25 protein-coding genes are annotated in these 25,433 nt (G+C 71.4%); 15 read left to right on the top strand and 10 right to left on the bottom strand.

The window, feature by feature from the left end; all coding sequences use genetic code 11:
* Positions 1-26 precede the first annotated feature (26 nt).
* A complete protein-coding gene (locus ABFJ78_RS30405) occupies positions 27-3,497 on the bottom strand; it encodes a DEAD/DEAH box helicase (RefSeq protein ID WP_436389991.1) in 3,471 nt (1,156 codons plus the stop codon).
* Positions 3,498-3,657: 160 nt separating this feature from the next.
* The gene (locus tag ABFJ78_RS30410; RefSeq protein ID WP_436389992.1) at positions 3,658-4,491 is read right to left on the bottom strand and encodes a LysR family transcriptional regulator; all 834 of its coding nucleotides are present in this window, start codon (positions 4,489-4,491) and stop codon (positions 3,658-3,660) included.
* Between the two features lie 70 nt (positions 4,492-4,561).
* Between ABFJ78_RS30410 and ABFJ78_RS30415 the strand changes: the two genes are divergently transcribed.
* Entirely contained in the window at positions 4,562-5,278 is a 717-nt protein-coding gene (locus ABFJ78_RS30415) for an SDR family oxidoreductase (protein ID WP_436389993.1), read from the top strand.
* Position 5,279: 1 nt separating this feature from the next.
* Here ABFJ78_RS30415 and ABFJ78_RS30420 read toward each other — a convergent pair whose 3' ends face one another.
* A complete protein-coding gene (locus ABFJ78_RS30420) occupies positions 5,280-5,954 on the bottom strand; it encodes a lysophospholipid acyltransferase family protein (protein ID WP_436389994.1) in 675 nt (224 codons plus the stop codon).
* Positions 5,955-6,005: 51 nt separating this feature from the next.
* Here ABFJ78_RS30420 and ABFJ78_RS30425 point away from each other — a divergent pair, with 51 nt between their 5' ends.
* Positions 6,006-6,908: a glucosyl-3-phosphoglycerate synthase gene (locus ABFJ78_RS30425; RefSeq protein ID WP_436389995.1), complete on the top strand. Its 903-nt coding sequence runs from the start codon at positions 6,006-6,008 to the stop codon at positions 6,906-6,908.
* Here the strand turns inward: ABFJ78_RS30425 and cydC are convergent.
* From cydC to ABFJ78_RS30445, 4 genes are read right to left on the bottom strand one after another with little or no spacing between them, the layout of a single operon-like run.
* The gene (cydC, locus tag ABFJ78_RS30430) at positions 6,844-8,436 is read right to left on the bottom strand and encodes a thiol reductant ABC exporter subunit CydC (protein WP_436389996.1); all 1,593 of its coding nucleotides are present in this window, start codon (positions 8,434-8,436) and stop codon (positions 6,844-6,846) included. The genes ABFJ78_RS30425 and cydC overlap by 65 nt on opposite strands.
* Entirely contained in the window at positions 8,433-9,992 is a 1,560-nt protein-coding gene (gene cydD / locus ABFJ78_RS30435; protein ID WP_436389997.1) for a thiol reductant ABC exporter subunit CydD, read from the bottom strand. The genes cydC and cydD overlap by 4 nt, the downstream gene beginning before the upstream one ends.
* Positions 9,993-10,000: 8 nt before the next feature.
* On the bottom strand, positions 10,001-10,969 hold the full coding sequence (locus ABFJ78_RS30440; RefSeq protein WP_436389998.1) for a cytochrome d ubiquinol oxidase subunit II: 969 nt from the start codon (positions 10,967-10,969) through the stop codon (positions 10,001-10,003).
* Positions 10,970-10,972: 3 nt separating this feature from the next.
* Complete coding sequence (locus ABFJ78_RS30445) at positions 10,973-12,133, bottom strand: cytochrome ubiquinol oxidase subunit I (RefSeq protein WP_436389999.1); 1,161 nt, start codon at positions 12,131-12,133, stop codon at positions 10,973-10,975.
* 60 nt (positions 12,134-12,193) lie between these two features.
* Here ABFJ78_RS30445 and ABFJ78_RS30450 point away from each other — a divergent pair, with 60 nt between their 5' ends.
* From ABFJ78_RS30450 to ABFJ78_RS30470, 5 genes are read left to right on the top strand one after another with little or no spacing between them, the layout of a single operon-like run.
* Positions 12,194-12,511, top strand: coding sequence for a helix-turn-helix transcriptional regulator (locus ABFJ78_RS30450; RefSeq protein WP_436390000.1), 318 nt, complete (start codon positions 12,194-12,196; stop codon positions 12,509-12,511).
* Positions 12,508-13,176, top strand: coding sequence for a permease prefix domain 1-containing protein (locus tag ABFJ78_RS30455; protein WP_436390001.1), 669 nt, complete (start codon positions 12,508-12,510; stop codon positions 13,174-13,176). The genes ABFJ78_RS30450 and ABFJ78_RS30455 overlap by 4 nt, the downstream gene beginning before the upstream one ends.
* The gene (locus ABFJ78_RS30460) at positions 13,173-13,496 is read left to right on the top strand and encodes a DivIVA domain-containing protein (protein WP_436390002.1); all 324 of its coding nucleotides are present in this window, start codon (positions 13,173-13,175) and stop codon (positions 13,494-13,496) included. The genes ABFJ78_RS30455 and ABFJ78_RS30460 overlap by 4 nt, the downstream gene beginning before the upstream one ends.
* Positions 13,493-13,951: an SRPBCC family protein gene (locus ABFJ78_RS30465; protein WP_436390003.1), complete on the top strand. Its 459-nt coding sequence runs from the start codon at positions 13,493-13,495 to the stop codon at positions 13,949-13,951. Before ABFJ78_RS30460 ends, ABFJ78_RS30465 begins: the two co-directional genes overlap by 4 nt.
* Positions 13,944-14,507, top strand: a complete 564-nt coding sequence (locus ABFJ78_RS30470; protein ID WP_436390004.1) for a DNA-3-methyladenine glycosylase I — start codon at positions 13,944-13,946, stop codon at positions 14,505-14,507. Before ABFJ78_RS30465 ends, ABFJ78_RS30470 begins: the two co-directional genes overlap by 8 nt.
* Positions 14,508-14,525: 18 nt before the next feature.
* Here ABFJ78_RS30470 and ABFJ78_RS30475 read toward each other — a convergent pair whose 3' ends face one another.
* On the bottom strand, positions 14,526-15,320 hold the full coding sequence (locus ABFJ78_RS30475; protein ID WP_436390005.1) for an enoyl-CoA hydratase-related protein: 795 nt from the start codon (positions 15,318-15,320) through the stop codon (positions 14,526-14,528).
* Positions 15,321-15,517: 197 nt separating this feature from the next.
* Here ABFJ78_RS30475 and ABFJ78_RS30480 point away from each other — a divergent pair, with 197 nt between their 5' ends.
* Positions 15,518-15,685, top strand: a complete 168-nt coding sequence (locus ABFJ78_RS30480) for a DUF3117 domain-containing protein (RefSeq protein WP_013222969.1) — start codon at positions 15,518-15,520, stop codon at positions 15,683-15,685.
* Positions 15,686-15,774: 89 nt separating this feature from the next.
* Positions 15,775-17,229, top strand: a complete 1,455-nt coding sequence (locus ABFJ78_RS30485) for a leucyl aminopeptidase family protein (protein ID WP_436390006.1) — start codon at positions 15,775-15,777, stop codon at positions 17,227-17,229.
* A 135-nt stretch (positions 17,230-17,364) separates the two neighbouring features.
* Here ABFJ78_RS30485 and ABFJ78_RS30490 read toward each other — a convergent pair whose 3' ends face one another.
* Entirely contained in the window at positions 17,365-18,267 is a 903-nt protein-coding gene (locus ABFJ78_RS30490) for a LysR family transcriptional regulator (protein ID WP_436390007.1), read from the bottom strand.
* Positions 18,268-18,329: 62 nt separating this feature from the next.
* Here ABFJ78_RS30490 and ABFJ78_RS30495 point away from each other — a divergent pair, with 62 nt between their 5' ends.
* Complete coding sequence (locus tag ABFJ78_RS30495; RefSeq protein ID WP_436390008.1) at positions 18,330-19,517, top strand: MFS transporter; 1,188 nt, start codon at positions 18,330-18,332, stop codon at positions 19,515-19,517.
* A gap of 424 nt (positions 19,518-19,941) precedes the next feature.
* On the opposite strand, the gene ABFJ78_RS30500 is transcribed toward ABFJ78_RS30495, so the two are convergent.
* Complete coding sequence (locus ABFJ78_RS30500) at positions 19,942-20,586, bottom strand: O-methyltransferase (RefSeq protein WP_372672258.1); 645 nt, start codon at positions 20,584-20,586, stop codon at positions 19,942-19,944.
* Positions 20,587-20,795: 209 nt separating this feature from the next.
* Between ABFJ78_RS30500 and sigE the strand changes: the two genes are divergently transcribed.
* The 5 genes from sigE to ABFJ78_RS30525 all read left to right on the top strand — a co-directional run bounded on the left by sigE (position 20,796) and on the right by ABFJ78_RS30525 (position 25,398).
* On the top strand, positions 20,796-21,395 hold the full coding sequence (gene sigE, locus ABFJ78_RS30505) for an RNA polymerase sigma factor SigE (protein WP_372672293.1): 600 nt from the start codon (positions 20,796-20,798) through the stop codon (positions 21,393-21,395).
* The gene (locus ABFJ78_RS30510) at positions 21,392-22,039 is read left to right on the top strand and encodes an anti-sigma factor family protein (RefSeq protein ID WP_436390009.1); all 648 of its coding nucleotides are present in this window, start codon (positions 21,392-21,394) and stop codon (positions 22,037-22,039) included. The genes sigE and ABFJ78_RS30510 overlap by 4 nt, the downstream gene beginning before the upstream one ends.
* A 453-nt stretch (positions 22,040-22,492) precedes the next feature.
* The gene (locus ABFJ78_RS30515; RefSeq protein WP_436390010.1) at positions 22,493-24,010 is read left to right on the top strand and encodes a trypsin-like peptidase domain-containing protein; all 1,518 of its coding nucleotides are present in this window, start codon (positions 22,493-22,495) and stop codon (positions 24,008-24,010) included.
* A gap of 76 nt (positions 24,011-24,086) precedes the next feature.
* On the top strand, positions 24,087-24,530 hold the full coding sequence (gene tatB / locus ABFJ78_RS30520; RefSeq protein WP_436390011.1) for a Sec-independent protein translocase protein TatB: 444 nt from the start codon (positions 24,087-24,089) through the stop codon (positions 24,528-24,530).
* A gap of 391 nt (positions 24,531-24,921) precedes the next feature.
* Positions 24,922-25,398: a transposase family protein gene (locus ABFJ78_RS30525; protein ID WP_436390012.1), complete on the top strand. Its 477-nt coding sequence runs from the start codon at positions 24,922-24,924 to the stop codon at positions 25,396-25,398.
* Positions 25,399-25,433 lie beyond the last annotated feature (35 nt).

Genomic DNA, 25,433 nt, shown 5'->3' on the forward strand with positions numbered 1-25,433 from the left:
TGGGGTCGTGCCCAGTACTCCATTGTTCACGCACCGGGCAGCTGTTCACGCACCGGCAGCGTTCGGGGGAGGGTGGCGCGGAGAACGTCGAAGTACTGTTCACGGCCCCAATCGGCTCGGTTGCCGATCACGATCAGCCTGCGCTTCGCGCGGGAAACGGCAACGTTGAGCAAGTTGGGCTTCTCCGCCGCCCAGGCACGGGCTCGCTGCTTGCCCGGCCCGCCACCCAGGACGAGGATCACCACGTCGGCTTCCTTCCCTTGAACGGTGTGCACGGTTCCGATGTTCTCCTTGGCGAAGTCCCAGCCGAACTGCGACCCGACGACCCGCTGGCTGCCCTGGACCACCTTCCGGAAGGGACTGATGATCCGGACGTCGTTCAGCGGGACGCCGTCGGCGAGCAGGTCGCGCAGCAGGCGCACCAGCACGAGGCCTTCCTCGGGAATCCACTTGTCTTCCGACTCTCCGGACACGACATCGATCCACTGGTTCGAGCCGGGGTACGGACCGCGGTCACCCGTCCCGTAGACCATCACTGTGCCGCCGTAGGCGATCCGGTTGGAAATTTCGAACATCGGCCGGTCGCACCTCCGATGCACCCGCAACGGCGAGCCCACCCAAAGCGGTGGGCCGTCGTCGTCCTGTGGAAGCGCGGTGCCGAAGCGAGCCAGACGGTCGGCGATCTGCTGAGCCGAAGCTCGTCCGGGAGACCACCTCCGATCCACGCGGAGATGTCGGCTCAACGCATCCTGAGTTGCCTGGGGCAAGGAGACAATGGGCTCCAGCTGCCGGGGATCACCGACGAGCAAGGCGCGTCGAGCGCGCCAGATCCCGCCCACAACCTGCTGCGGAGCCGCTTGCCCGGCTTCGTCGACGAACAACCAGCCGAACGTGTCGGCCCCGAACTGACCGAACAAGCGGGGCAGCGAGGCGAACGTCGTGGAGATGATCGGGACGACGAGGAACAGTGACTGCCAGGCGGCCAGTAGTACGTCCGTCGCGATCGTCAGGCGGTCTCGCAAAGCGGTCATGACGGTGTTCAGGTTGTCCCTCAGCCGAGCCTCGGAACCGAGCACGAAGGCTTTGTGCAGGCGGAGGGCCTCGAGGAAGACGTCGTTCCTCGCGCGGGTGAACTCGGAGTCGGCCCACGGGGTCCACAACTGGAAGTGGTCGGGGTCGCGGAAGCTGTCGGCCTCCGGGAGCACGCCCGGCCACCGTGCGCGAGCCGAGTCGACGATCTCCGTGGTGGCCGTTACCTTCCGGTGCTCCTCCAGGCGTCGCTGCTCGTGGTGCCGGCACTGCCCGGCCAGCCGATTCAGTTCGGCGTCGAGGTTGGCCTGGTGGAACTCGCTTTCCCGAAGCTCTCGGCGGGCGAGTTCGCGGGCGCGGGCGAGCTCGTTGTCGCGTTGACGCCAGTCGGTCAGCCGACGGAACAAGCTGAGCAACTGTTCCCAGAATCCCGGCTTGCGTCGCAGGTGCAGCTCGTATTCCCGATCGGCCTCGGCGAAGGCGCCCCGAGCTCGGTGCAGCCGTGCCGCGACCGCGGGAACGTACTGGTGGGTGCGCCGCCAGTGCTTCTGCGCTTCGGAGAGGTTTCTATCGGCGCTTTCGAGAGCGGCCCGCTCGCGCGCCAGCCGGGTTACCGCTTCGGCGATGAGCTGGCGTTCGTCGGCGAGCTTCCGCACCTTCGCCAAAGCTGTCTTGAACTGGGCCACCGAACGTGCCCAGCCGGCAGCGTCGAGTGGCTCTCGTGCGGCGGCGTCCAGGAGCGCCCGCATCCCCTTGATCTGCTCCGGTTCGGTCTGGTCCTGGTGGTCGGTGCTCGGCGAGGGCCGGCTGTCGCCCCACCAGAAGCTCTTGACGAAGGCCGCGCAGTGGGACTTCTTCCCGAGTTTTGCCGCTACGAGGCCCCACGCTTCGGCGCCGAGCACATGGGTGGCCAGTTCGGTGAAGTAATCGGCGGCCAGGGCGGCTTCTTCGCCACCGCGAACCGCACCGATACCGGGGATCTCCGCCGTGACGTTCTCCGCGGCGTCGTTGCCCGCTGTCGCCAGCAGAATTTCGAACCCGGTGAGGTCGGCACGTGGAGCGCGGACGGTCGCGGTGTAACGGTCCGTGAGAGCGACTTTGCGCGGCGGCCCGGGGAAGCCGTCGACGGGATGGTGCAGCGTGGACAGCGCTTCGGCGCGCTGGACCACGATCGCGGCAAGCACGTCGCGCAGAAGCGTCGTCTTGCCGGTACCCGGGGGGCCGTTGACGGCGAAGACACCGCCACGCGGGTAGAGGTCGCCGATGACCTGGTCGACGGCGAACTGCTGGCTCACCACCAGCGACCGGGCCGGGTCCTGCGGCCATCTTCCCGGCGGGATCCGTGCGGGTTCGACGCCCCGGGTGACCGCCGCGGTGTCCGATCGGACATCGATCCGGTCGCCGGCCGGGATCGTCCGGTCGGCTCGGAGGTACTCGGCGAGTGCGATTCCGGTCTTCCCGCTCTCGACCGCGCCCGCGACGCGCGCCAGGTCGTCCATCAGGTAACTGTTCAAGAAGTTCTGCTCGACGGGCTCGGCCGCGTCGCGGGCTCGGACGACGGAAGTCTTGATTCGGATGCCGCCGGTTCCGAGCAGGTCCTTGATACCCAGTTCGGTCCCCAGCTCCTCGGCGAACCAATGCAGCGCGCGGGAGGTGATGACGAATCGGGGCGCGCTCGATTCGGGTGCTTCTACACCCTCGTCCTTTTCGTCTTTTTCCGAGGTGCCGGGCGAGTTCTGCTTCTTGGGGGTGAGCAGTGCTTCGGCGAACTTCCCGGCGACGGCTCCGGCGACACCGCCCACGATCGGACCGGCCACGGCCCCGACCGTCGCCGCGGCTGCGGTGGTGACGGCTGCTCCGGTGGACTTGGCTCCTTCGGTGCCCGCTTCGACCGCGGCGGACTTCGCCTTGGAGGCGAGCGTGTGCACCGCCGCACGGGCGACGCTCGCGGCTCGGGACTTCAGTGCGGTGGAAGAGGTCAGCGCGTTCAGGGCGGTCGCGAAGTCGCGCTCCTCCTGCTTGAAACCCTCCAGCCAGTCCGGCGTCTCCGGATCCACCTTCGTCGTCCGCCCGATCGCCCAGGCGCAGGCCGACAGTGTTCCGGAGTTTTCGATGAGCGCGCCTCGTGCATCGAGTGTGAAGGCGAACGAGGCGGCTTCACCCCGGAGGGGCTGGTCGACGTACTTGCCGTCGTTGCCGAAGTGCCGCTCCAGAACCGATTGCACCCCGGCGAGGTCGAACAAGCCGCCGTAGACGGTGTATTGCCTGGTCAACCCGGGACGCAGCGGCTTCTTGTGAATCGGATGCCGTTCGTCCCAGGGGCACACCGCACCCGGCGAGAGATCGAGAACCCACTCGCCACTGTTTCGCGCACCCAGCTCGGTCGGCTTGGGTGCTTTTTGCGGGCTGAGTATTTCTATCGATCGCCAGAAACGCAGTATCCGGCCGGCTTCGATTTCGTTCCTCATGGTCCCCCTGTCGCGCCCTCCCTGGCGCCAGGAAGAGTACTAGGGTTACTGAGGGTTCAGCATCAAGTTGCCGAGTGTGCTTGATTTGGATTAATCGCGCGTTCTCGGAGGAATGACGCAGGTTTGCGCATCCACCGGAGTTCGCCGACATTGAACGCGGCTAAGGAACCGCCGGGGATCTGACGTCGGTGCTCGCCCGGACGAACGCGGCCACCGCCCGCGAGCGCGTCCGGTCGGGCCACGCCAGCAGCACCGACGTCCGGGGCGCGTCGAGCACCGGGACGCACACGACGTCCGCGCGCGCGTGGCGGCGGGCCGACTCCGGGACCACCGCGACCACCTGGCCCAGCGCCACGAGCTGGAGCAGCTGCCCCGCGTCCCGCACCTCGGGCCCGCGCCCGTCGCTGCCGGGCCAGCGCGGGAACGGCTCGCCGTCGAGGTCGGCCATGACCAGCGCCGCCCGGCCGGCCAGCCGGTGCCCGCGCGCGAGCATCGCCACCTGGTCCTGCTCCAGCAGCAGCTCGGTGTCGAACCCGACGGAGTCGTCGTGGGGGCCGTGCAGGAACGCCAGGTCGACGCGGCCGTCGCGCAGCATGCGGGACTGCTCGCCGACCCCGCACACGACCACCTCGACGTCGATCGCGTCCGGGTCGGCCCGGTAACCGGGGAGGATCCGCGCGAGCAGGCCGGCGTCGCCGTCGGGCTTCATCACCACGAGCAGCTTCGGCTCCTCCTGCCCCGCGCGCTGCGCCCGGCGGACGGCCGCGTCGACGGCGTCGAGCGCTTTCCGGCTCTCCGCAAGGAAAACCTCGCCCGCCGGGGTCAGGTGCACGCCGCGGCTCGTGCGGTTCAGCAGCGGCACGCCCATGCGGCGTTCGAGCTGCTGGATGGCGCGCGACAGCGGCGGCTGGGCCATGCCGAGGCGCTGCGCGGCGCGGCCGAAGTGCAGCTCCTCGGCGACGGCCACGAAATACGCGAGCTCCCGCGTCTCCATACCGCCAGAGTATCGGCCGATGCGGCATCGGTGTTGGCTCGCGCGGGCAGTCCGCTGGTGTGCTGGAGCCATGGACGAAATCACTCTGGTCACCGGCGCGAACAAGGGCATCGGCCGCGAGATCGCCGCGCAGCTCGCCGCCCTCGGGCACACCGTCGTCATCGGCGCCCGCAACGCGGAACTGGGCGAGAAGGCGGCCGCGGAGCTGGGCGTTTCCTCGGTGGCCCTCGACGTCACCGACCCCGCTTCGGTCGCCGCGGGGGCTTCCGCTCTCGAGGAGCGCTACGGCCGTCTCGACGTGCTGGTCAACAACGCCGCCATCGCCCGCCCGCCGGGCACCGACCTGGCGCAGCAGAGCCCGAGCACGGCCGACCTCGGCACGCTGCGCACGATCTTCGAGACGAACTTCTTCGGCGTCATCACGGTCACGAACGCCCTGCTGCCGCTACTGCGCCGGTCGGCCGCGCCGCGCATCGTCAACGTCTCCAGCAGCGGGGCGTCGCTGGCCAGGAACGCCGATCTCGCCACGCAACTGCCGATCTCGGCGGGCTACACGCCGTCGAAGACCGCGCTGACTTCGTTGACCTTGCAGTACGCGAGGGAGCTGCGCGGCGACGGGGTCCTGGTCAACGCGGTCTGCCCGGGCTACTGCGCCACCGACCTCAACGGCCATTCGGGGTTCCGGACGCCGGAGCAGGGCGCGGTGGCGGCGGTCCGGATGGCGACGATCGGAGCGGACGGCCCGACGGGCACCTTCGTCGACGACGAGGGTCCGGTGCCGTGGTGAGTCAGGCGACGCCCTCGCTGGGCCGCTTGTGGTAGGTGTCCACGTACTCCTGGCCCGAGAGTTCCAAGATCGCGTACATGACCTCGTCGGTGACCGACCGGCGGATCGCCGGCGAGTAGTCCTGCCCCTCGTACCGCGAAAAGTCGAGCGGCTTGCCGAACGTGATGCCGATCTTCGCCAGCCGCGGGATGCGAGCCCCCGCGGGCTGGAGGCCCTCGGTGCCGGTCAGCGCCACCGGGACCACCTTCGCGCCCGTCGCCAGCGCCAGCGCCGCGACACCCGTGTGGCCGCGGTGCAGCCGGCCGTCCAGCGAGCGCGTGCCCTCGGGGTAGATCGCGAAGACGCCGCCCGCGTCGAGGACCTTGCGGGCCGCCTCCAGGGCGGCCAGCCCGGCCTGGGCGTTGCCGCGCTCGACCGGGATGTAGCCGAGGCCGCCGACGAACCCGGCCATCAGCTTGCCCTTGACGCCCTTGCCGGTGAAGTACTCCGCCTTGCCGAGGAACTTGACCCGCCGCGGGGTCGCGAACGTGATCACGCCGGTGTCGAGCGCGGCGCGGTGGTTGGCCGCCAGCAGCACCGGGCCGTCGGCGGGCACGTTCTCCACGCCGTGCACCTCGGGCCGGTACACCGCCCTGGCCAGCGGGCCCAGCACGAACCGGACAAGCAGCGCGATCAAGTGGTCCTCCTCCTCGGGTGCGGTGCCACCAGCATGGCACGATCGTTACTCGTGAGTTGGTTCGAGCGGCGTACGTGGCAGGAGCCCGGGTGGACGCCCGGGGACATCGTGACCGCGAAGGGTGACCGGACGGTTTCGGTCGTGCTACCGGCGCTGGACGAAGAGCGGACCGTGGGTGACGTCGTCGCGTCGGTGCGCCCGCTGGTCGGGACCGTCGTCGACGAACTGATCGTCATGGACTCCGGCTCGACCGATCGGACGGCCCAGGTCGCCCGGGCCGCCGGTGCGCGGGTGGTGCGCCGCGAGGACGTCCTGCCGGACTTGCCGCCGGTGCCCGGCAAGGGCGAGGTGCTGTGGCGCTCGCTGGCCGCGACCAGCGGCGACGTCGTCGTGTTCCTCGACTCCGACCTCGTCGACCCGGATCCGGCGTTCGTGCCCTCGCTGCTCGGGCCGCTGCTCACCGAAACCGGCGTCCACCTGGTCAAGGGCTTCTACCGCCGACCGCTGCGGCTGGAGAGCACCGGCGGCGGCCGCGTCACGGAGCTGCTGGCGCGGCCGGTGCTCTCGGCGCTGCGCCCGGCGCTCGGCGGGCTGGTCCAGCCCCTCGGCGGCGAGTACGCGGGCACGCGCGAGTTCCTCGAGTCGGTGCCCTTCGCGGCCGGCTACGGCGTCGAGATCGGGCTGCTGCTCGACGCCGAAGCGCGCTACGGCCTCGACGGGCTCGCGCAGGTCAACCTCGGCGTCCGCAAGCACCGGAACCGATCACTGTTGCAGCTGGGTGCGATGTCCCGGCAGATCCTGGGCACGGCGCTGGCCCGCTGCGGCGTCCCGGCCGCGGACGCGCCGTTCACGCAGTTCGTGCAGGTCGACGAGGAGTGGCTGCCGGACGTCACGGACGTCCGGGTTGCCGACCGGCCGCCGATGCGGGAAGTGCTCGCCCGTCCTCGAGGGTGACGACCTCGTCGAAGCCCGCCAGGTGCTCCGGCCGGTGGGTGACGAGGACGACGCTGCCGTTCGCTTTCGCCAGCACCTTCGCGAGGACGGCGTCGCCGTGCGCGGGGTCGAGGCCTTCGACCGGCTCGTCGAGGACCAGGACCTCCGGCGCCGCGAGAACGGCCCGGGCGAGGATCAGCCGTTGCCGCTGACCGCCGGAGAGCGCGTCGCCGTCCGGGCCGGTGTCGCGGTCGAGGCCGAGGTCGAAATCGGCGGTCGCGCAGGCCGCCGCCAGTTCGTCGTCGGTCGCGTCCGGCTTGGCGAGCAGCAGGTTTTCGCGGACGGTCGTGTGGAAGACGTGCGCGTCGGCTTCGGCGCCCGAGATGATCCGCGGCAGGTCGGCGTACTCGGCGAGCGGGTGGCCGTCGAGGAGCACGTGACCGTCCGTCGGGGTCTCGCTGCCGAGCAGGAGCCGCAGCAGCGTCGTCTTCCCGGCGCCGCTGGGGCCTAGGATCCCGACGCGCTTGCCGGGTGGCAGGTCGAGGTCGATGTGCTGCAACGCGGGGGCACGTCCCGGGTACCGGACGCCTGCCTTTTCCAGCCGGAAGTGTCCACTTTGTACTTTCTTCGTGCGCGGGGCGGGCGCGGGCGTCTCGAGAACGGCCTTCACGCGGGCGGCCGACGCACGGATCTCGGGCACGCGCCGGGCGGCGCCGATCAGCGGGAGGACGACCTCGAAGCTCGTCAAGGCGGCGAGGGTCAACGCCGCGGTCCATGGCACGGAGGCATGGCAGAGCAGCGCGACGGCCACGGTGGTCAGCAGCTGGACCAGCGTCCCGGCGGCGGCCGCCGCGGCGACTTTGCGCGAAACGGTCCGTTCGTTGCGCGCGAGCCGGTCGACGACCGCGGTCGCCCGGTCGCGGTGGTCGTCGAGCGCACCGGCGGCGACGAGTTCCCGGTGCCCGGTGACGAGTTCGACAGCGCGTTCGGCGAGTTCAGCCCGCTTCGGAGCCTCTTCGCGAGCGGCTCGCCGGGTGATCCGGATGACCAGCCACGGCAGCAGCACCCCGGCGACGACCAGCCCGGCACCGAGCGCGACGGCGGCGGACACGGACGCAGTCAGCGTGACCGCGACGGCGGTGGTCCCGACGAGAGCGGCGACGCCCGCGGGCAGCAGCCACCGCAGGACGGCGTCCTGCAGAGCGTCCACATCGGACACCAGTCGCGTGACGAGATCACCGCCGGACAACCGCGAGCCAGGTACGAGAGCCTCGTAGACGCGGGTCCGGACGGCGCCGAGCCAGCGCAGGACGACTTCGTGGCCGGCGAGGCGTTCGGCGTACCGGAGACCGCCGCGGAGCAGGGCGAGCGTCCGGACGCCGACGATGGCGACGGTCAGGGCGCCGAGCGGCGGCTGTTCGGCGGCGCGCAGGAGCAGCCACGCGGCGGTGGCCATGAGCGCGAGGGCGGCGAGTTCGGCGCCGGCACCGAGGAGAGCGGCGCGAAGCAGCCGGAAGACGTCCCTTGTGGACAGAGCCCAGACGCTCACGCCGCCACCTCCGCGCACACGCGCCCGTCGCGCAGCCCGATCACCCGATCCGCCAGCGAGACCATCGCCGGTCGGTGCGCGACCAGCACCGCCGTGCGCCCGGGCAGCAACCGCCGGGTCGCGGACAGGACCGCGGACTCCGTGCGGGAATCCAGCCGGGCCGTCGGTTCGTCGAGCAACACCAATCCCGCCGAAGTCCGTGCCAGCGCGCGTGCCAATCCGACGCGCTGACGCTGGCCCGCCGAGAGAACTTCGCCCAGCTCGCCGATCGGCGTCTCGAACCCGGCGGGCAACCCCGCGGCGACCGAGTCCAGCGCGGCCGCCCGGGCGGCCGCGGGAACGTCGGCCGGCGAGCCGAGGGAGATGTTGAACGCCAAGGTTCCCCGGAACAACGTCGGCCGCTGCGGGACCCAGGCCACGTCGGCCAGCCAGTCCGCGGGCGACAAGGAACGCAGGTCCACGCCGTCCACGAGCACCCGTCCCGAAGAGGGCGCCACGAACCCCAGCAGGACGGCCAGTATCGTGCTCTTCCCCGACCCGCTGGGCCCGACGAGAGCCACCTGTGAACCGGCGGGCAGCGAAAAGTCCACTTCGGACAAAGCCGGAACGCCTTCGTAACAAACCGAAACCCGCTCGAAGACGATCGACGGCGCACCGCGCCGCCGAGTGACCACAGCCGAACGCGAAGAGACCACCGGCACCGCGAGAGCCTCTCGCAACGCCGTCAACCCTTCCGCCGCCGCGTGGAACTTCGCGCCCGCCGCGCGCAGCGGCAGGTACGCCTCCGGCGCCAGCACGAGGATCAGCAGCGCCGTCCGGGCGTCGAGCTCGCCCGCGAGCAGCCGGAACCCGATCGGCACCGCGACCAGGGCGACCGACAGCGTCGCGACCAGCTCCAGCACCAGCGACGACAGGAAGGCCACCCGCAGTGTCTTCAGCGTCGCGTCGGCGTGGGCGGCCGCCATCGAGCGGACCGTCGAAGCCTGTGCGGACGCCCGGCCGAATACGCGAAGGGTCCCGAGCCCGCGCACGACGTCGAGGAAGTGCCCGCCCAGCTTCAGGAGCAACGACCACTGCCGCGACGTCCGGGCGGCCGTGTGCTTCCCGACGAGGATCGCGAACACCGGGATCAGCGGCAGCGTCGCCGTCACGACGAGCGCCGACACCAGGTCCGTGGTGAACAGCCGCACGACCACCGCGATCGGCACCACCACCGAGACGACCAGCGACGGCAGGTAGCCCGTCAGGTAGCTGTCTGTCGCGTCGACGCCCCGCGTGACCTGCGTCGCGACGACGCCGGCGCGCTCCGGCGACGAGCCGAGCAGCCGCCGCCGGAGCCCGCCGCGCACCGACGCCGCGAACCGTCCACTGAGGACACCATGACCCCAGGTGAGCGCGACCCGGCCGAGTACCGCCACGACCAGGAACAGGGACACCCCGCCGCCCGTGAGCAGCGCGGCCAGCCCTTCGGCTTGGAGCAGCACCGCCACCGCGGAGAGCACGCCGAGCGCGGCCAGCGCGGACAAGTACCGCCGGAGGCCAGGCAAAGCAGGCACGGGAACTCCTAGAAGTGCAGCAGCGAGCGCTGGTCGACGGGGTGCCGGTGCGCGCGCCAGGTCAGCCACTGCACCACCAGGAGCACGACCAGCGCCGGGGCGGCGAACCAGCCCAGGACCGCGAACGTCCCGGACGTCGTCGCGGCGTCGCCGACGGTCAGCGCGGCTCCCGAAGACACCAGCACGGTCGGGAACCGCAGCGTCCCGGCCAGCAGCGCCGGGCACGCCGACAGCACCATCGACCCGACGAGCGCCACCCGGTGCCGGCGCGTCCGCAACCCCAGCCAGCAAGCGGCGAACGCTCCGAACGCCAACACGGCGACACCCACGCCGAGTGCCGTCACGCCGTCCAGCGCGAAGTACCCCCAGCCCGTCGCGATCACCAGGAACGCGAACACGGGCGCGGTGAACGAGCGGGCCAGCCGCACCGCGCGGCCGGTCAGCTCCGCCGGTGCGCGGACCGCGAGGAACGCCGCGCCCTGCAGGCAGAACAACGCGACGAACCCGAGCGCCCACAGCGCCGCGTACGGGTTGAAGAACGCGAGCACGTCGGCGATCGGCGGCAGGCCGAGCACCAGGTTGCCGAGGAACAGGCCCCACGACAGCGCCGTCACCAGCGCGCCGCCGACGATGCCGGCCGTCCAGGCGCCGCGGCGCGCGTCCGGGCGGCGGCTGCGCAGCTGCATCGACGCCGTGAACGTGACCAGGCCGAGCAGCAGCGTCACGACCAGGACGTACGCCCCGCTGAACACCTTGCCCTCCAGGTGCGGGAACGCGCCGAAGAGCAGGCCGACCGCGGCCACCAGCCACACCTCGTTGGCCAGGAAGAACGGCCCGAGCGCGCCGAGGGTCCGCCGCCGCTTCCGTTCGTCGGCCTCGAAGGCGGGCAGCAGCATGCCGACGCCGTAGTCGTAGCCCGCCAGCGCGAAGTACCCGCAGGTCAGCAGGCCGAGCACGCACCACCAGAAAGTCGCCATCGGTCAGACTCCGCTCAGGACGGGCAGTCCGGCGGGCTCGTCGACCGGGTCCGGGCCGCGCTTGGCGACGCGCGCCATGAGCACCCAGTCGGCCACCGCGAGCGCGGCGAACAGCACGGAAAAGGCGATGAAGGAGAACAGGAGCTGGCCGGCGGGGACGCCCGCGATCGCGTCCGCGGTGCGCAGCTTCCCCCAGACCAGCCACGGCTGGCGGCCGAGCTCGCGCACCAGCCAGCCCATGATCGCGGCGATGAAGGGCAGCGGGATTGCGGCAACCATCAGGTAGTGCAGGAACCGGGCCCTGGTGATCCAGTTCTTGACCAGCAGCAGCGTGCCGAGGATCGCGCAGAGGAACATCAGGAAGCCGAGCCCGATCATCGCCCCGAGCGGCGCGCCGACCGCGCTCTCGCCCAGCTTGTCCGGCTGGTACAGCTTGAGGTGGCCGAACTGCGCGAAGCCCTGGTTGACCACGAAGATCGAGCCGACGAGCGCGGTGACGACGCCGATCCGCATGGAGCGGCGGAAGAACTCGACCTCGCTCGTGCGCTTGAGGAAGTGCCACGCGCTGACGCCGACGACGAAGAACCCGCCGGTCACCAGCGCGGCGCTGAGCACGTGCGGCAGGGACGCGGTCAGCGCCGGGTTCGAGAACAGCGCGCCGAAGTCGTCGAGGTGCAGCGTGCCGCCTTCGAGCCGGCTGCCGACCGGGTTCTGCAGGAACGAGTTGGCCAGCATGATGAACAGCGCCGACGCGTACGCGGTCAGCGTCACCAGCCAGATCAGCGCCAGGTGCAGCCACTTGTGCAGGCGCCCGAAGCCGAAGATCCACAGGCCGAGGAACGTCGACTCGAGGAAGAACGCGACGAGCGTCTCGATGGCCAGCGGTGCGCCGAAGACGTCGCCGGCGAAGGCGGAGAGGCCGGTCCAGGTGAGCCCGAACTGGAACTCCATCACGATGCCGGTGACGATCCCCAGCGCGTAGTTGATGACGTAGAGGCGGCCCCAGAAGCGCGTCATCCGCAGCAGCTCGGGCTTGCCGCCGAGCGTCCAGCGCGTCTGCATCACGGCCACCAGCGTGACCAACCCCAGCGTGAGCAGCACGAACAGGAAGTGCAGCGATGTCGTCGTCGCGAACTGGAGTCTCGCGACCGGGAGAGCGTTCATGTAGACAGGCTACACATAGTCTGGCTACATGTAGCAAGGCGACGTGTAGACTGCGTACCCATGAAGGCGGACATCCTGCGCGGCCACCTCGACGCGCTGCTGCTGGCCGTGCTCGACGGCCGCAAGCTGCACGGCTACGCGATCATCGAGGCGCTCCAGCTGCGCAGCGACGGCGCGCTCGACCTGCCCACCGGCACCGTCTACCCGGCGCTGCGCCGGCTCGAACGGGCCGGCTGGCTGGCCAGCGAATGGGACGTCGTGTCCGGCCGCAAGCGCCGGACCTACCGCCTCACCCGCTCCGGGGAACAGGCCTTGGCTGCCGAACGCACCGAGTGGCGGGAGTTCACCACGGTCATCGGGGGAGTGCTGGGGACATGATCGACGAATACCTGGGGGACCTGGACCGCAGACTGCACGGCTGCGGCCGGTTCAAGGCCGACCTGCTGGAAGAAGCCCGCGACGGGCTGCACGACGCCGCCGACGCCTACCGCGCGGGCGGCTGGAGCGACGAAGACGCCGAGCGCCGCGCGGTCGCCGACTTCGGCCCGGCGGCCGTCGTCGCCCGCGACTACCAGGCCGAGCTCGGCATGCTCAGCGGCGTCCGGACGCTGTGGAAGCTCGTGCTGGGCGTCCCGGCGATGCAGATCGCGTGGGACTACGCGCGAATCCTCACCTTCGGCGAGTGGACGAGGCTCTCGACCCCGACGCCGGAGTGGTACAAGGTCGTCACGCACGCCGCGCACGGCGCGGTGTTCGTCGTGCCGGTGATCGGGCTGCTCGCGCTGCTCGGCATCCGCTGGCTGAGCCGGCGGCTGGACGGCACCGGGCTCGCCCGGTTCTGCGGCGTGCTGATCGCGATCGCCGTCGGCGTCAACCTCGCCTCGGTCGGGCTGCTGATCTCCGCGACCGGGTTCGTCGACGTCTCGCGGCTGTTCCTGAGCGTCCCGTGCGCCCTGTTGATGGTCGCCTGGGTGCTGCTTTCGCTGCGGCTCGTCGTGCTCGCGAGACGATCCTGGGGCGGGTATGCCACGATCGTCGCGTGACGACCGCGCTGATCTACCTCGTAGTCATGCTGCTGGTGGCCGCCGTGGTGTTCCTGCTCGCCGCGGTCGTGTTCGGCCGGGGTGAGGAGCTCGCCCCGCTGCCCCCGGGCAGTTCGCCGACGCGGCTGCCCGCCGAGGACATCACCGGCGAGGACCTGACCGAGGTCCGGTTCCAGCTGGTGCTGCGCGGCTACAAGATGTCCGAAGTGGACTGGGTGATGCGCCGCCTCGGCGTCGAGCTCGACGGGCTGCGCGCCCGGGTCGCCGAGCTGGAGCAGCGCGAACGCGAGCGGGAGAGCTCGCCCGAAGGCGCCCAGTGACGGATCTGATCCTGTCGGTCGACGTCCGCGCGCCGGCCGGCACGACCTGGCTCGCGCTGACGGACTGGACGCGCCAGGGCGAGTGGATGCTCGGCACCGAGGTCGAGGTCGTCGAGGGCAACGGCCGCAGCGTCGGCTCGCGGATTTCGGCGTTCACCGGGCTGGCCGGGCTCGGGTTCACGGACACGATGGAGATCACCAGCTGGGAGCCACCGGTGCGGTGCGGCGTCCGCCACCTCGGCAGCGTCGTCCAGGGTACGGGCGTGTTCCAGGTGGTGCCGAAGGGCGCGACGCGCTCGACGTTCGTCTGGGCCGAGCACCTGCGGCTCCCGTTCGGGCCGCTGGGCCGGCTGGGCTGGCCGGTCGTGCGGCCGGCGTTCGCGCTGGGAGTGCGCCTGTCGCTGCGGCGGTTCGCGCGGTTCGCGGAGGACTATTCGGTGGGTGGGGATGAGTGAGCTTCTCGGCGCCGACGGCGTCGCGCGGTGCAGCTGGGGCAATTCGACGCCGGACTACGTCGCGTACCACGACGAGGAGTGGGGCGTCCCGCTCCACGGGCAGGACGAGCTGTACGAGCGGCTGTGCCTCGAGTCGTTCCAGTCGGGGCTGTCGTGGATCACGATCCTGCGCAAGCGGGAGGGCTTCCGGAAGGCGTTCAAGCAGTTCAAGCCGGCGAAGGTGGCGAAGTTCGGCGACGCCGACGTCGAGCGGCTGATGCAGGACGCGTCGATCGTGCGGAACCGGGCGAAGATCCTGGCGGCGATCAAGAACGCGCAGGCGATCGCTTCGCTGGACACGCCCTTGGACGACCTGCTGTGGTCGTTCGCGCCTTCTTCGCACAAGCGTCCCGCGACGATGGCGGACGTCCCGGCCATCACGGACGAGTCCAAGGCGATGGCCAAGGAGCTGAAGAAGCGCGGGTTCGTCTTCCTCGGCCCGACCACGTGCTACGCGCTGATGCAGGCGACCGGCATGGTCGACGACCACGTCGAAGGCTGCTTCCGGGCCGCCTGACCCGGAAGCAGCACCTCGCTACTTGCCCTGGAAGTTCGGCTTGCGCTTGCCGACGAAGGCCTCGACGGCCTCGGTGTGGTCGGCGGTCGCGCCGAGCGCGGTCTGGGCGGCGTCCTCGGCGTCGAGGGCTTCCTCGAACGTCGACTGCGCGGCCAGGTTGAGCACGCCCTTGATCTTCGCGTAGGCCACGGTCGGCCCGTTCGCCAGCTTGGCCGCGATCTTCTGGGCGCGGGCCGGCAGCTCCTCGTCCGGCACGACCTCGCCGACCAGGCCGAGGCGCAGCGCCTCGGCCGCGTCGACGGTCCGGGCCAGCAGCATCAGCTCGGCGGCGCGGCCGTAGCCGACCAGCCGCTGCAGCGTCCACGACGCCCCCGAGTCCGGGCCGAGGCCGACGTTGGCGAAGGCCATCAGGAACGACGACGACTCGGCGGCGATCCGCAGGTCGCTGGCGTAGGCGAAGGCGGCGCCCGCGCCGGCGGCCGTGCCGTTGATCGCCGCGATCACCGGCTTCTCCATCGACACGATCGCCTTGACGATCGGGTTGTAGTGCTCCTTCACCGTGTGTAGCGGGGCGGGGTCACCCGCCTGGAGCAGCCCGACGTGCTCCTTCAGATCCTGGCCGGCGCAGAACGCCTTGCCGGAGCCGGTGAGCACGACCGCGCGGACGGCTTCGTCGCCGGACGCCTCGCGCAGCGCCGCGAGCAGTGCTTCCTTCAGCTCGACGGTCAGCGAGTTGTACGCCTGCGGCCGGTTGAGCGTGAGGGTGCGCACGCCATCGGCGTCGGCGGACAACAGGACGTCGGATGTGGTCACGTCTTCTCCTTGCGCGGAAACATCGGTCGTCCGACAGTCTTCCACCCCGTGCGAGCCGCATACCAGCACCGATACGGCGGCAAAAGATCGGTCCGCTGATGCGCCCGGCCGCTGATGAGGGACAATGGACACCAGACCCGGCTGGCTTTCACGCGAGCGCGACCCGGGCGCGCCGGTTGAGACGGAGGGAGCACGCTATGGCGGCCATGAAGCCCCGGACCGGAGATGGTCCCCTCGAAGTGACTAAGGAGGGGCGGGGCCTCGTGATGCGCGTACCGCTCGAGGGTGGTGGGCGACTCGTCGTCGAACTCTCCGCGGAAGAAGCGAAGGACCTCGGCGCCGCTTTGGCGGAGGTCACCGGCTAGCCGATCCCCCCGAACCGTCCTTCCGTCGCACCCCGGTCTCCCTTCGGAGGCCGGGGTCGCGGTTCCTCTGCGCCCGAAGGTTGCTCACTGTGCGTAATCCGCTACCCCCCGTTCCGACCAACGTGCTCGAGATCGAGGTCGCGGGCGACCTCCGCCGCGGCGCCCCGACGGCCCGGCTGGTGACCGCGCCGGCCGACGACGTCGAGTCCGAGCCGCTGGAGATCGGCGGCGTCCGGATCACCGGCAAGGCGGGCGACGTGCAAACGGTCCCGGCCGACGGTCCCCGCTGGGTGGCGGGCCTGGGCGACGGCGAGCCGAAGCAGTACCGGAAGGCGGGCGCGGCGCTGGTCCGCGCGGTCAACGCGGCGCTGGCCGACGACGTCGACCACGGCGGCAAGGCGTTCCGCGCGGTGCAGCTGGAGCTGCCGGAGGAGGCGTCCGGCGAGCACGTCACCGAGCTGGCGCTGGGCCTGTTGCTGGGTGGTTACAAGTTCAAGGTGACGGGTTCCGACCCCTCGCCGTCCGTCCGGACGATCCGGCTGGTGACGTCCGATCCGGGTCTTGGCGAGCTGGTTTCCCGGGCGTCGGTGCTGGCCGCGGCGACGGCGCTGACCCGGGACCTGGCGAACACCCCGTCCAACGTGAAGACGCCGGCGTGGCTGGCGGACACGGCGGCCCGCGTGGCCGGCCCGCGCGTCGAGGTGTCGGTCCGCGACGAGAAGTGGCTGGCGGCGCAGGGGTTCGGCGGAGTCCTGGCGGTCGGCGGCGGTTCGTCGCGGCCGCCGCGGCTGGTCGAGATGGCGTACCGGCCGTCGGGGGCGTCCCGGCACCTGCTGCTGGTGGGCAAGGGCATCACGTTCGACACGGGCGGCCTGTCGATCAAGCCGGCCGACGGAATGCACTTGATGCGCACGGACATGGCGGGCGGCGCGGCGGTGATCGCGGCGGTGCGCGGCATCGCTGCTCTCGGGCTGCCGATCCGCGTGACGGCTTTGGTCCCTTGTGCGGAAAACCACGTGTCGGGGTCGTCGTACCGGCCGGGCGACATCGTCCGCCACTACGGCGGCAAGACGACGGAGGTCGGCAACACGGACGCGGAGGGCCGCATGGTCCTGGCCGACGCGCTGGCGTACGGAATCCGCCGCTTCAGCCCGGACGTGGTGGTCGACGCGGCAACGTTGACGGGCGCGATGAAGGTGTCGCTGGGGCTGCGAACGGGCGGGTTCTTCGCATCGGACGCGTCGCTGGCCGCCGAGGTGATCGCGGCGGGCGCGCGGGTGGGCGAGGCGTGGTGGCGAATGCCGCTGGTGGAGGACTACGCGGAGAACGTCCGCGGCGAGTTCGGCGACGTGCGCCAGACACCTGCGGGGCCGGGGAGCATCACGGCGGCGTTGTTCTTGCGCGAGTTCACGGAGGGGTTGCCGTGGGCGCACTTGGACATCGCGGGGCCGGCGCGGTCTGAGAAGAACTACGACGAGGTGGTGCCGGGAGCGACGGGGTTCGCGGCGCGGACGTTGGTGGAGCTGGCGGCTTCGCTGGGCTGACGGGTTGTCCACAGGCCGGTTGGGCTGTGGACAACCGGCTGTTCGGGGTCGGTGTTGTCGGTGGGGGCCGATAGACTGGAGCCGGGACGCCCCCCAGGGTTGGGCGGGGGCTGTCCGGCGCCGGCCCTGGTGGCTTCACCCTCCGGCAGCAGTCGCCAGCACGTGGTCGCGGAAGCCCGCCACCGCCGGGGTCATCGGCTCCTCCGCCCGCCAAACCAGCCCGATCGTCCGATAGGGCCGCGGCTCCAGCGGCACCTCCGCCACCCCCGCCGGCGTCCCCGGGCCGAACCGCGGCAGCAGCGCCACCCCCAACCCCGCCGCCACCAGGCCGCGCACCGTGTCCGACTCCTGTCCCTCGAACGCGATCCGCGGGGTGAACCCCGCCGCCGCGCACAGTTCGTCCGTCAGCGTCCGGACCCCGTACCCCTGCTCCAGCAGCACGAACTCCTCCGACGCCAGCTCCGCCACCCGCACCGACCGCCGCCCGGCCAGGTGGTGGCCCGCCGGGACCGACAGCAGGATCTCCTCGTCCACCAGCCCCGCCGAGGCCAGCGACGGCACCGAGGGCAGCGGCGCCACCAGCGCCAGGTCCAGTTCGCCGTCCGCCAGCCGGTCGACCATGTCCTGCCGCGAGCCCTGGACCAGCGTGAACCGCACCCCCGGGAACCGCGCCCGGTACTCGCGCAGCAGCGCAGGCACCAGCGACCGCCCGAGCAGGTGCAGGAACCCCAGCACCACGTGCCCCGACTCCGGCGCCACCTCCTCGCGCGCCAGCCGGACGCCGCTCTCCACCGCCGCCAGACCGCGTTCGGCCGCCTCCGCCAGCAGTTCCGCCGCGCGCGTGAGCCGGATGCCGCGGCCGTCCGGGACCGTCAGCGGCGCCCCCAGCGCGTCGGCCAGCGCCGCCAGCCGGCGGCTCACCGTCGGCTGGGGCACGCCCAGCAGCTCGGCCGCGCGTGTGACGTTCCTCGTCTCCCGCAGGGCGGCCAGCAGCGGCAGGTGCGGCGCCACCTGCGCCGACAGCGAGTCATACGTCACCGCATCGATTCTGCCAGCCGACTGCATTAGACGTATTGGTTAGGCCTGCTTACTTTCAGGTGGTGACCTCCACGCGCCGAGTCAAGACCGCCGTAGCCGCGGCCGGGATCTCCTCCTTCGCCCTGCTCTACGCGCCGCAGCCGGTGCTGCCCCAGCTCGCCGCGCAGTACCACCTCGACCCCGGCGGCGCGGCGCTCGCGGTCAGCGTCGCGACCGGCGCGCTCGCCATCGCCGTCCTGCCGATCGCCGCGCTGTCCGAGGTCGTCGGCCGGCGCCCGGTGATCCTGACGTCGGTGATCGCGTCCGTCGTGTTCGGGCTGCTGCTGCCGCTGATGCCGACGTACCCGGCGTTGCTCGTCCTTCGCGCGCTCCAAGGCATCGCCATCGCGGGCTTCCCCGGCGTCGCGGCGGCGTACCTGGCCGAACGGCTCGGCCGCGCGGGCGTCGCGGCGGCCGTCGGCGCGATGATCGCGGGCAACACCATCGGCGGCATGCTCGGCAGGCTGGCCAGCGGGTTCACCGCCGGACCGCTGGGCTGGCGCGGCGCGCTGTACGTCGTCGCGGGCGTGGGCGCGATCTGCTCGGCGATCACCGTCGTGACGCTGCCGCCGGGCACGCACCCCCGCGGCGACGCGCAGCTCCGCGCCGTCGCGAAAGGCCTGGTCACGGCGTTGAGCAAGCCGGTCCTGCTGGCCCAGTACGCGGTCGCGCTGCTGGCGATGGGCTCGTTCGTCGCGCTCTACAACGCGGCCGGCTTCCGGCTGACGGGCGACCCGCTGGACCTGTCGCCGGCGATCGCGTCCCTGGTGTTCCTGGCGTACGCGACGGGCTCGGTGTCCTCGGCGGCGGCCGGCCGGCTGGTGGCGCGCGTCGGCCGCCGCCGGGCGTTGATCGGCGCGTTGCTGCTGACGGCCGTGGGCGCGGCACTGACGTTGCCGGACTCGTTGCCGCTGGTGATCGCCGGTTTCCTGGTCCTGACGTGCGCGTTCTTCGCGGCGCACGCGGTCGCGAACGGCTGGGCGGCGGCCGACGCACCGGAGAACGCGCGCGGACAGGTGGGCGGCATGTACACGGCGACGTACTACCTGGGCAGCAGCGTCGGCGGGGCGGCGGGAGCGTGGGTGTACGGGCACGCGGGCTGGCCATGGCTGATCGCGCTGGTGGCGGTGTGGCTCCTGCTGGCGGCGGCCGCGGTCGGCGTCGGCACGCGAGTCCGCGAAGAGCGGCGCGAGCTGGTCAACGCCGCGTGAGCCGACGCCCGTCCGCGGTGCGCCGGACGGGACGTCATGAACGACTCGTTCACCTCGTCCGACGCCAGGGCTCCGGCAAATTCGTGGCCGCGCGGTCTGCCCGGCGTCGCGGCGATGTCATGAAAGGGTCGTTCATGTCGTCTGACGAGGTGAACGACCCGTTCATGACGTACGGGCGACCGGATCGGCCGCGCTGACCTGACTTTGCCGGGACCCTGTCGTCCGACGCCAGGAAAGAGTCGTTCATGACGTCCGGGGCCGCCGCCCATGCCACCTCGATTTTGCGGAGCCCCGGCCCAAGCCCCACCAGACAGCCCCCGCCACTCCCAGGGGGGCGTCCCCGCTCCAGTCTATCGGCACCCACCGACGAAAGCCCCCGCCGAGGCCCAGTTGCCCACAGCCGCCGCGACCTGTGGACAACCGCTCAAACAGCCGCCGCGACCAGCAGCCCGCCACCCACCGGCAGCAGTGCCGGCACCAGCCGTTCGTCCTCCCGGAAAGCCCGCGCGACCTCGCGCAACGCGAGCGTCTCCGGATCCCGGTGCGACGGGTCGATCACCCGGCCACCGGCCAGCACGTTGTGGAACGCGATGATCCCGCCCCGCCGCAGCAGCGAGACCCCCAGCTCGTAGCACCCCGGGTACTCGATGTGCGCCGAGTCGACGAACACCAGGTCGTACCCGCCCGGCGTCAGCCGCTGCAGTACGTCCAGCGCGCGCCCGATGATGAGCCGCGTGCGGCCCGGTGCGTAGCCGGCCTCGCGGAACGTCGCGCGTGCCGCACGCTGGTACTCCGGCTCGACGTCGATCGAGGTCAGGATGCCGTCGGGGGCCATGCCGCGCAGCAGGCTCAGCCCGCTCACCCCGGCCCCCGTGCCGACCTCGACGACCGCCTTCGCGCACAGCGTCGCGGCCAGGAAGCGCAAGGTCGCGCCCGCACCCGCGCTGAGCGGGGTGCAGCCCAGGTCCTCGGCCCGCGCCCGGGCCGTGGACAGCACCTCGTCGTCGGGCAGGTACCCGTCGACGAACCCGGAATCGGCCGGTGCGGCCGCAGGGGTGGGCGTGTTCACGCACGGAGGTTAGCGTTGGTTGTCGATAAATCCGCGCAGGCTCCCTGGTAAGCACCCGGGGAGAAGTTCTCAGCCTGCTCTCAGTCCAGTCTCACTAGAACCATAAGGAGTCCCGACAGACTCAGTGAGGAACACGGGAACACCGTGCCGACGACCCGCGTTGGGTGGAGCAGACAGGAGTTACGCAGATGGAGGTGCCTGCTCCCGCGATGCAGAACGCCGTTGCCGAAAACGACGCCGACGCGGCTCAGCCCGTGTCCCTGGACGAGGCGGTCTGGACGCCACCGTCCTGGGACGAGGTCGTCCGCGAGCACAGCGACCGGGTCTACCGGCTCGCCTACCGCCTGACCGGCAACACGCACGACGCCGAGGACCTCACCCAGGAGACCTTCATCCGGGTCTTCCGGTCGCTGGCGTCCTACAAGCCCGGCACGTTCGAGGGCTGGCTGCACCGGATCACGACCAACCTCTTCCTCGACATGGCCCGCCGCCGCTCGCGCGTGCGGATGGAAGGCCTGCCCGAGGACACCGACCGCATCGTGGGCGACGACCCGAGCCCCGAGCAGGTTTTCTCCGACACGCACCTGGACCCGGACCTGCAGGCGGCGCTCGACGAGCTGCCCCCGGAGTTCCGCGCCGCCGTCGTGCTGTGCGACGTCGAAGGGCTGTCGTACGAGGAGATCGGCGCGACGCTCGGTGTCAAGCTGGGCACCGTCCGCAGCCGGATCCACCGCGGGCGCCAGGCGCTGCGGGCGTCGCTCGAGCGTCGGCGCGCTTACGCACCGGAGTCTGCGAAGGTGACGGTATGACAGCACCGCGAGGCTGGGGACTCCCCGAGTCGCACCTGATGCCGGACGCCGTGGTGGCGTTCGTGGACGGAGAGCTTTCGCACGGCGCCCGCGACCGCGCGGCGTCGCACATCACGCGCTGCGCGGCGTGCGCCGCCGAGGTGCGCGCCCAGCGCCAGACGGTCGAGGCGATCCGCCGCGCGTCGGCGCCGTCGATGTCGGCCGGGTTCTTGGCGAGCCTGCAGTCGATCCCGCAGCACACGGAGCTGCCGAGCACGCCGGACAACCTGGCGATCACGGCCGACGGCCAGCTGGTCGCGGTCCAGCGCCCGGACCGGGTGGCGGGGCTGCGCGACACGGGCGTGCTGGGTGGTGTTGCGCCGTTGGGATCATCGGCGCCGCTGGGCCAGTCCCCGAACGTGGTGGGCGGGTTCAAGCGCCGCGCCGCGCAAGGGGCCGGCGTAGTGGTGTCCGGCCTGGTGCTGAGCGCGCTCGCCCTGGTGGGGACGACGGCCGACAGCGGTGACGGCGCGCCGGAGACCGGGGGAGGGGCGCCGCAGCAGGCGAACCTGCTGCCGGCCCAGATGGCGGTGCCGCAGCCGGTGGTGCCGACGTCGACCCCGGCGAGCACGACACCCGCGGCCGTGCCGGCGGGTATTCGCTGAGACCTGTTTCCACGAAGGCCGTCATGAGGGATTCCTCGTGGCGGCCTTCGCCATTCAAGCCCCCCCGAAGCCTGCCCCGCCCGTCCCTGGCAGGGTTCCGGCAAAGTCGTGGCCGCGCGGTCTGCGCGGCATCGCGGCGATGTCGTGAAAGGGTCGTTCATGTCGTCTGACGAGGTGAACGACCCGTTCATGACGTGCGGGCGACCGGGTCGGCCGCGCGGACCTGACTTTGCCGGGCCCCCGCCCGTCCCTGGGGGGCGACCCCGAGTCCAGTCTATCGCCGCCCCCTGACGGAAAGTCCTGATCAGCGCCTGGGGCGCCGGTTTGTCCACATTGCGGGTCCCCTGGGGACAACCGGCCCAAGCAACAGCCATTTCACCGCCGGACCGGCAGACTCGGAGCACTGGGCTTGGGTATCGTCACGCCCAGCCACCTGATCTTCTGCACCGGGGAATGATGACCGAGCCGAACGTGAATCCCGAGCAGCCCGGCGCGCGCGACGGCGAGCGGCTGGGGCCGCGGCCGCTCGCGCGCCCTGCCGTCGATCCCGCTCAGGCCGCCGTCTTCGGCAGGCCCACCGGCGTCGACGGCGCGTTCGACAAGCTCTACACCCCGCAGAAGCCCAACGGCGTCAGTCTCGCGCCGCCCGCTCCCGAGTCGCTGGCCGAAGCCTTCCGGCGGCCGCCCGGGGCCGAAGGCGTCCTGCTCGAACGGCCGCGGGAAGCCACCGCGGAACCGAAACCGCAAGATCCGCCCCTCTGGAACACCACCAGCGACCCCTGGCGCGATCCCGGCGCCGGAGCCGTCCTCGCCGGGCCCGCGATGCCCGCCGAAGACGAGGAAAAGCCCGCGAAACGCCCACCCGGCGCGCTGCTCAGCCTGCCCGAGGTGCTCTTCGGCCGCCGCGTGCAGCCGAAGGCGCTCGCGCTGCTCGGCGTCGTCGCGCTGCTCGTCGGGGCCGTCGGGGGGCTGGTCGGGTGGTGGGTCGCCGACACCGGGAACGAGCTCACCGGGTCCGCCACCATCTCCGAAGCCGAGGCCGCCAAGGAGCGTCCCGCCGGCTCGGTCGCCGAGATCGCCAAGCGCGTCGCGCCCGCTGTCGTCTCGCTCGAGGTCTACAAGCCCGGCGCGGACTCGGGGGAGCAGGGCTCCGGCGTCATGATCGACCCGCAGGGCTACATCCTCACCAACGAGCACGTCATCTCCTCCGCGAGCGCCGACCCCGGCGTCAAGGTCACCGCCGTCTTCATCGACGGCACCCGCACCGAGGCCAAGCTCGTCGGCTCCGACCAGAAGACCGACCTCGCCGTCGTCAAGGTCAACGTCACCAACCCGACCGTCCTGCAGATCGGCAAGTCCGCCGACCTGCAGGTCGGTGACACCGTGATGGCGATCGGCTCGCCGCTGGCGCTGCAGAACTCCGTGACCGCCGGCATCGTCAGCGCGCTCAACCGCCCGATCACCGCGGGCGGCGACAACGGCGCCCCGCCGGTCACCTACGAAGCCATCCAGACCGACGCCGCCATCAACCACGGCAACTCGGGCGGCGCGCTCGTCGACGCGACCGGCGCGCTCGTCGGGATCAACTCCTCGATCCGCTCCTCCGGCGCCGACGGCGGCAGCATCGGCATCGGCTTCGCCATCCCGAGCGACTACGCGGTCAAGATCGCGAAGGCGCTGATCAAGGACGGCAAGGTCCAGCACGCCGACATCGGCATCAACGCGTCATCGACGGTCACCGGCTCCTCGACCATGGGCGCCCAGGTGAAGAACGTGGCGCCCGGCGGCCCGGCCGCGAACGCGGGCATCAAGGAGGGTGACGTCATCACGAAGATCGGCGGCCGCCTGGTGCGCGACTCGGCCGAAATGACGGTCGCGGTGCGCGCCCACGACGTCGGCCAGGTGGTGCCGGTGCAGCTGGTCCGCGACGGCGCGAGCTTCGTCGTCGACGTAACCCTGGCTTCCGACTGAGTTCCCGCGTTCGGCCTGCCGGAGCGCGGGCCGGGGCGGGTACCCTGGGCGGGTAGGTTCCGAGCGGAGGTAGACGGTGTTCGACAGTGTCGGATGGGGGGAAATCCTCGTCCTCATCGTTGCCGGTCTGTTCATCCTCGGCCCGGAACGGCTTCCCGAAGCGGCGTCCTGGATGGCGAAGAGCGTGAAGAAGGTCCGCGACTTCGCGACCGGCGCGCGCGAGCAGCTCCGTGAGGAGATGGGCCCGGAGTTCGACCAGCTCCGCAAGCCCCTCGAGGACTTGCGCGGGCTGCGCAACTTCGACCCGAAGCGAGTGGTGACGCAGCACCTGTTCGACGGCGACGCGGACCCGCTCGGCATCAAGGGCATCACGAACGGCAGCCCGAACCTGGGCGGTGCCAACGGTTCCAACGGGACGAACGGGACCAACGGCTCGAACGGGTATGCGCCGAGCCAGGCGAAGCAGCCGGAGCCGTTGAAGCCGGGCGAACGTCCGCCGATCGACCCGGACGCCACGTAGCCGCGGCGTTGTCCCCAGCCCGGCCGCAATGAGGTTTTCTCAGTAGCGGTGTGATGCGTGGGGCCCTGGTAGGACTGGATTTGCGAAGATCAAGTCCGAGGTTCCAGATGCCCCACGTGATCAATTATGGTGCCACGCTCGACGTGGCGCGTGAACTGTTCTGGTTCGTTGCCCGTGTCCTGCAGGCCGAACGACGCCGCCGGGCCAGCCGCTGGTTCCGCGATGCCACCCTCCACCGGCCGGCCACCGATCACCGGATCAGCGGGCCCCGGACCTGCACCAGGTCCTGCAGCAACGCCAGGCCGCCGGCGACGCCCACGGCACCCTGGTCCCGTGTGACCGGGTCGCGGCGACCACGGTCAGAACCACAGCCCGCAACCGCGGCCGGATCGTGCACCTGTGGTACTCCGGCAAGCACCGCGCCTTCGGCGGCAACGTCCAGTTCCTGGCCAGCCCCGACGGGTTCCCGCTCTGGATTTCTGCGGTGCTGCCCGGCTCCCGCAACGATCTGTCCGCCGCCCGCGACCACGACATCGTCGGCGCGCTGACCGCCGCCGCGGCCGGTGGCCTGCCCACCCTGGCCGACAGGGCCTACCACGCCGCCGGCATCGGCATCCACACCCCAGTCGAGAAAGCCGCAGGTCAACCACCCCCGGCCCCCGCCAGCGGGTCTACAACCTGCTGCAGTCCCGAGCCTTCGGCGAACGCGCCATGGCCATCCTCAAAACACGCTGGCGAGCCAGGCGAAGCAGCCGGAGCCGTTGAAGCCGGGCGAACGTCCGCCGATCGACCCGGACGCCACATAGTCTCGGCGTTGTCCCCAGCCCGGCCGCAATGTGGACAACTCGGCCGTTCCCGCGCCATTTAGGGATTTCCTGTGTGCCGCCCCCGATAAAATCGATG

It is taken from the genome of Amycolatopsis sp. MEPSY49 (genome assembly GCF_051337345.1).
Lineage (GTDB): Bacteria > Actinomycetota > Actinomycetes > Mycobacteriales > Pseudonocardiaceae > Amycolatopsis.

Coding starts and splice junctions, on each gene's coding strand:
- ABFJ78_RS30415 (WP_436389993.1), top strand. CDS start 4,562: ATGGACGAAATCACTCTGGTCACCGGCGCGAACAAGGGCATCGGCCGC.
- ABFJ78_RS30480 (WP_013222969.1), top strand. CDS start 15,518: ATGGCGGCCATGAAGCCCCGGACCGGAGATGGTCCCCTCGAAGTGACT.
- sigE (WP_372672293.1), top strand. CDS start 20,796: ATGCAGAACGCCGTTGCCGAAAACGACGCCGACGCGGCTCAGCCCGTG.
- ABFJ78_RS30445 (WP_436389999.1), bottom strand. CDS start 12,133: ATGAACGCTCTCCCGGTCGCGAGACTCCAGTTCGCGACGACGACATCG.
- ABFJ78_RS30410 (WP_436389992.1), bottom strand. CDS start 4,491: ATGGAGACGCGGGAGCTCGCGTATTTCGTGGCCGTCGCCGAGGAGCTG.
- ABFJ78_RS30455 (WP_436390001.1), top strand. CDS start 12,508: ATGATCGACGAATACCTGGGGGACCTGGACCGCAGACTGCACGGCTGC.
- ABFJ78_RS30440 (WP_436389998.1), bottom strand. CDS start 10,969: ATGGCGACTTTCTGGTGGTGCGTGCTCGGCCTGCTGACCTGCGGGTAC.
- ABFJ78_RS30405 (WP_436389991.1), bottom strand. CDS start 3,497: ATGAGGAACGAAATCGAAGCCGGCCGGATACTGCGTTTCTGGCGATCG.
- ABFJ78_RS30450 (WP_436390000.1), top strand. CDS start 12,194: ATGAAGGCGGACATCCTGCGCGGCCACCTCGACGCGCTGCTGCTGGCC.
- ABFJ78_RS30510 (WP_436390009.1), top strand. CDS start 21,392: ATGACAGCACCGCGAGGCTGGGGACTCCCCGAGTCGCACCTGATGCCG.
- ABFJ78_RS30470 (WP_436390004.1), top strand. CDS start 13,944: ATGAGTGAGCTTCTCGGCGCCGACGGCGTCGCGCGGTGCAGCTGGGGC.
- ABFJ78_RS30515 (WP_436390010.1), top strand. CDS start 22,493: ATGATGACCGAGCCGAACGTGAATCCCGAGCAGCCCGGCGCGCGCGAC.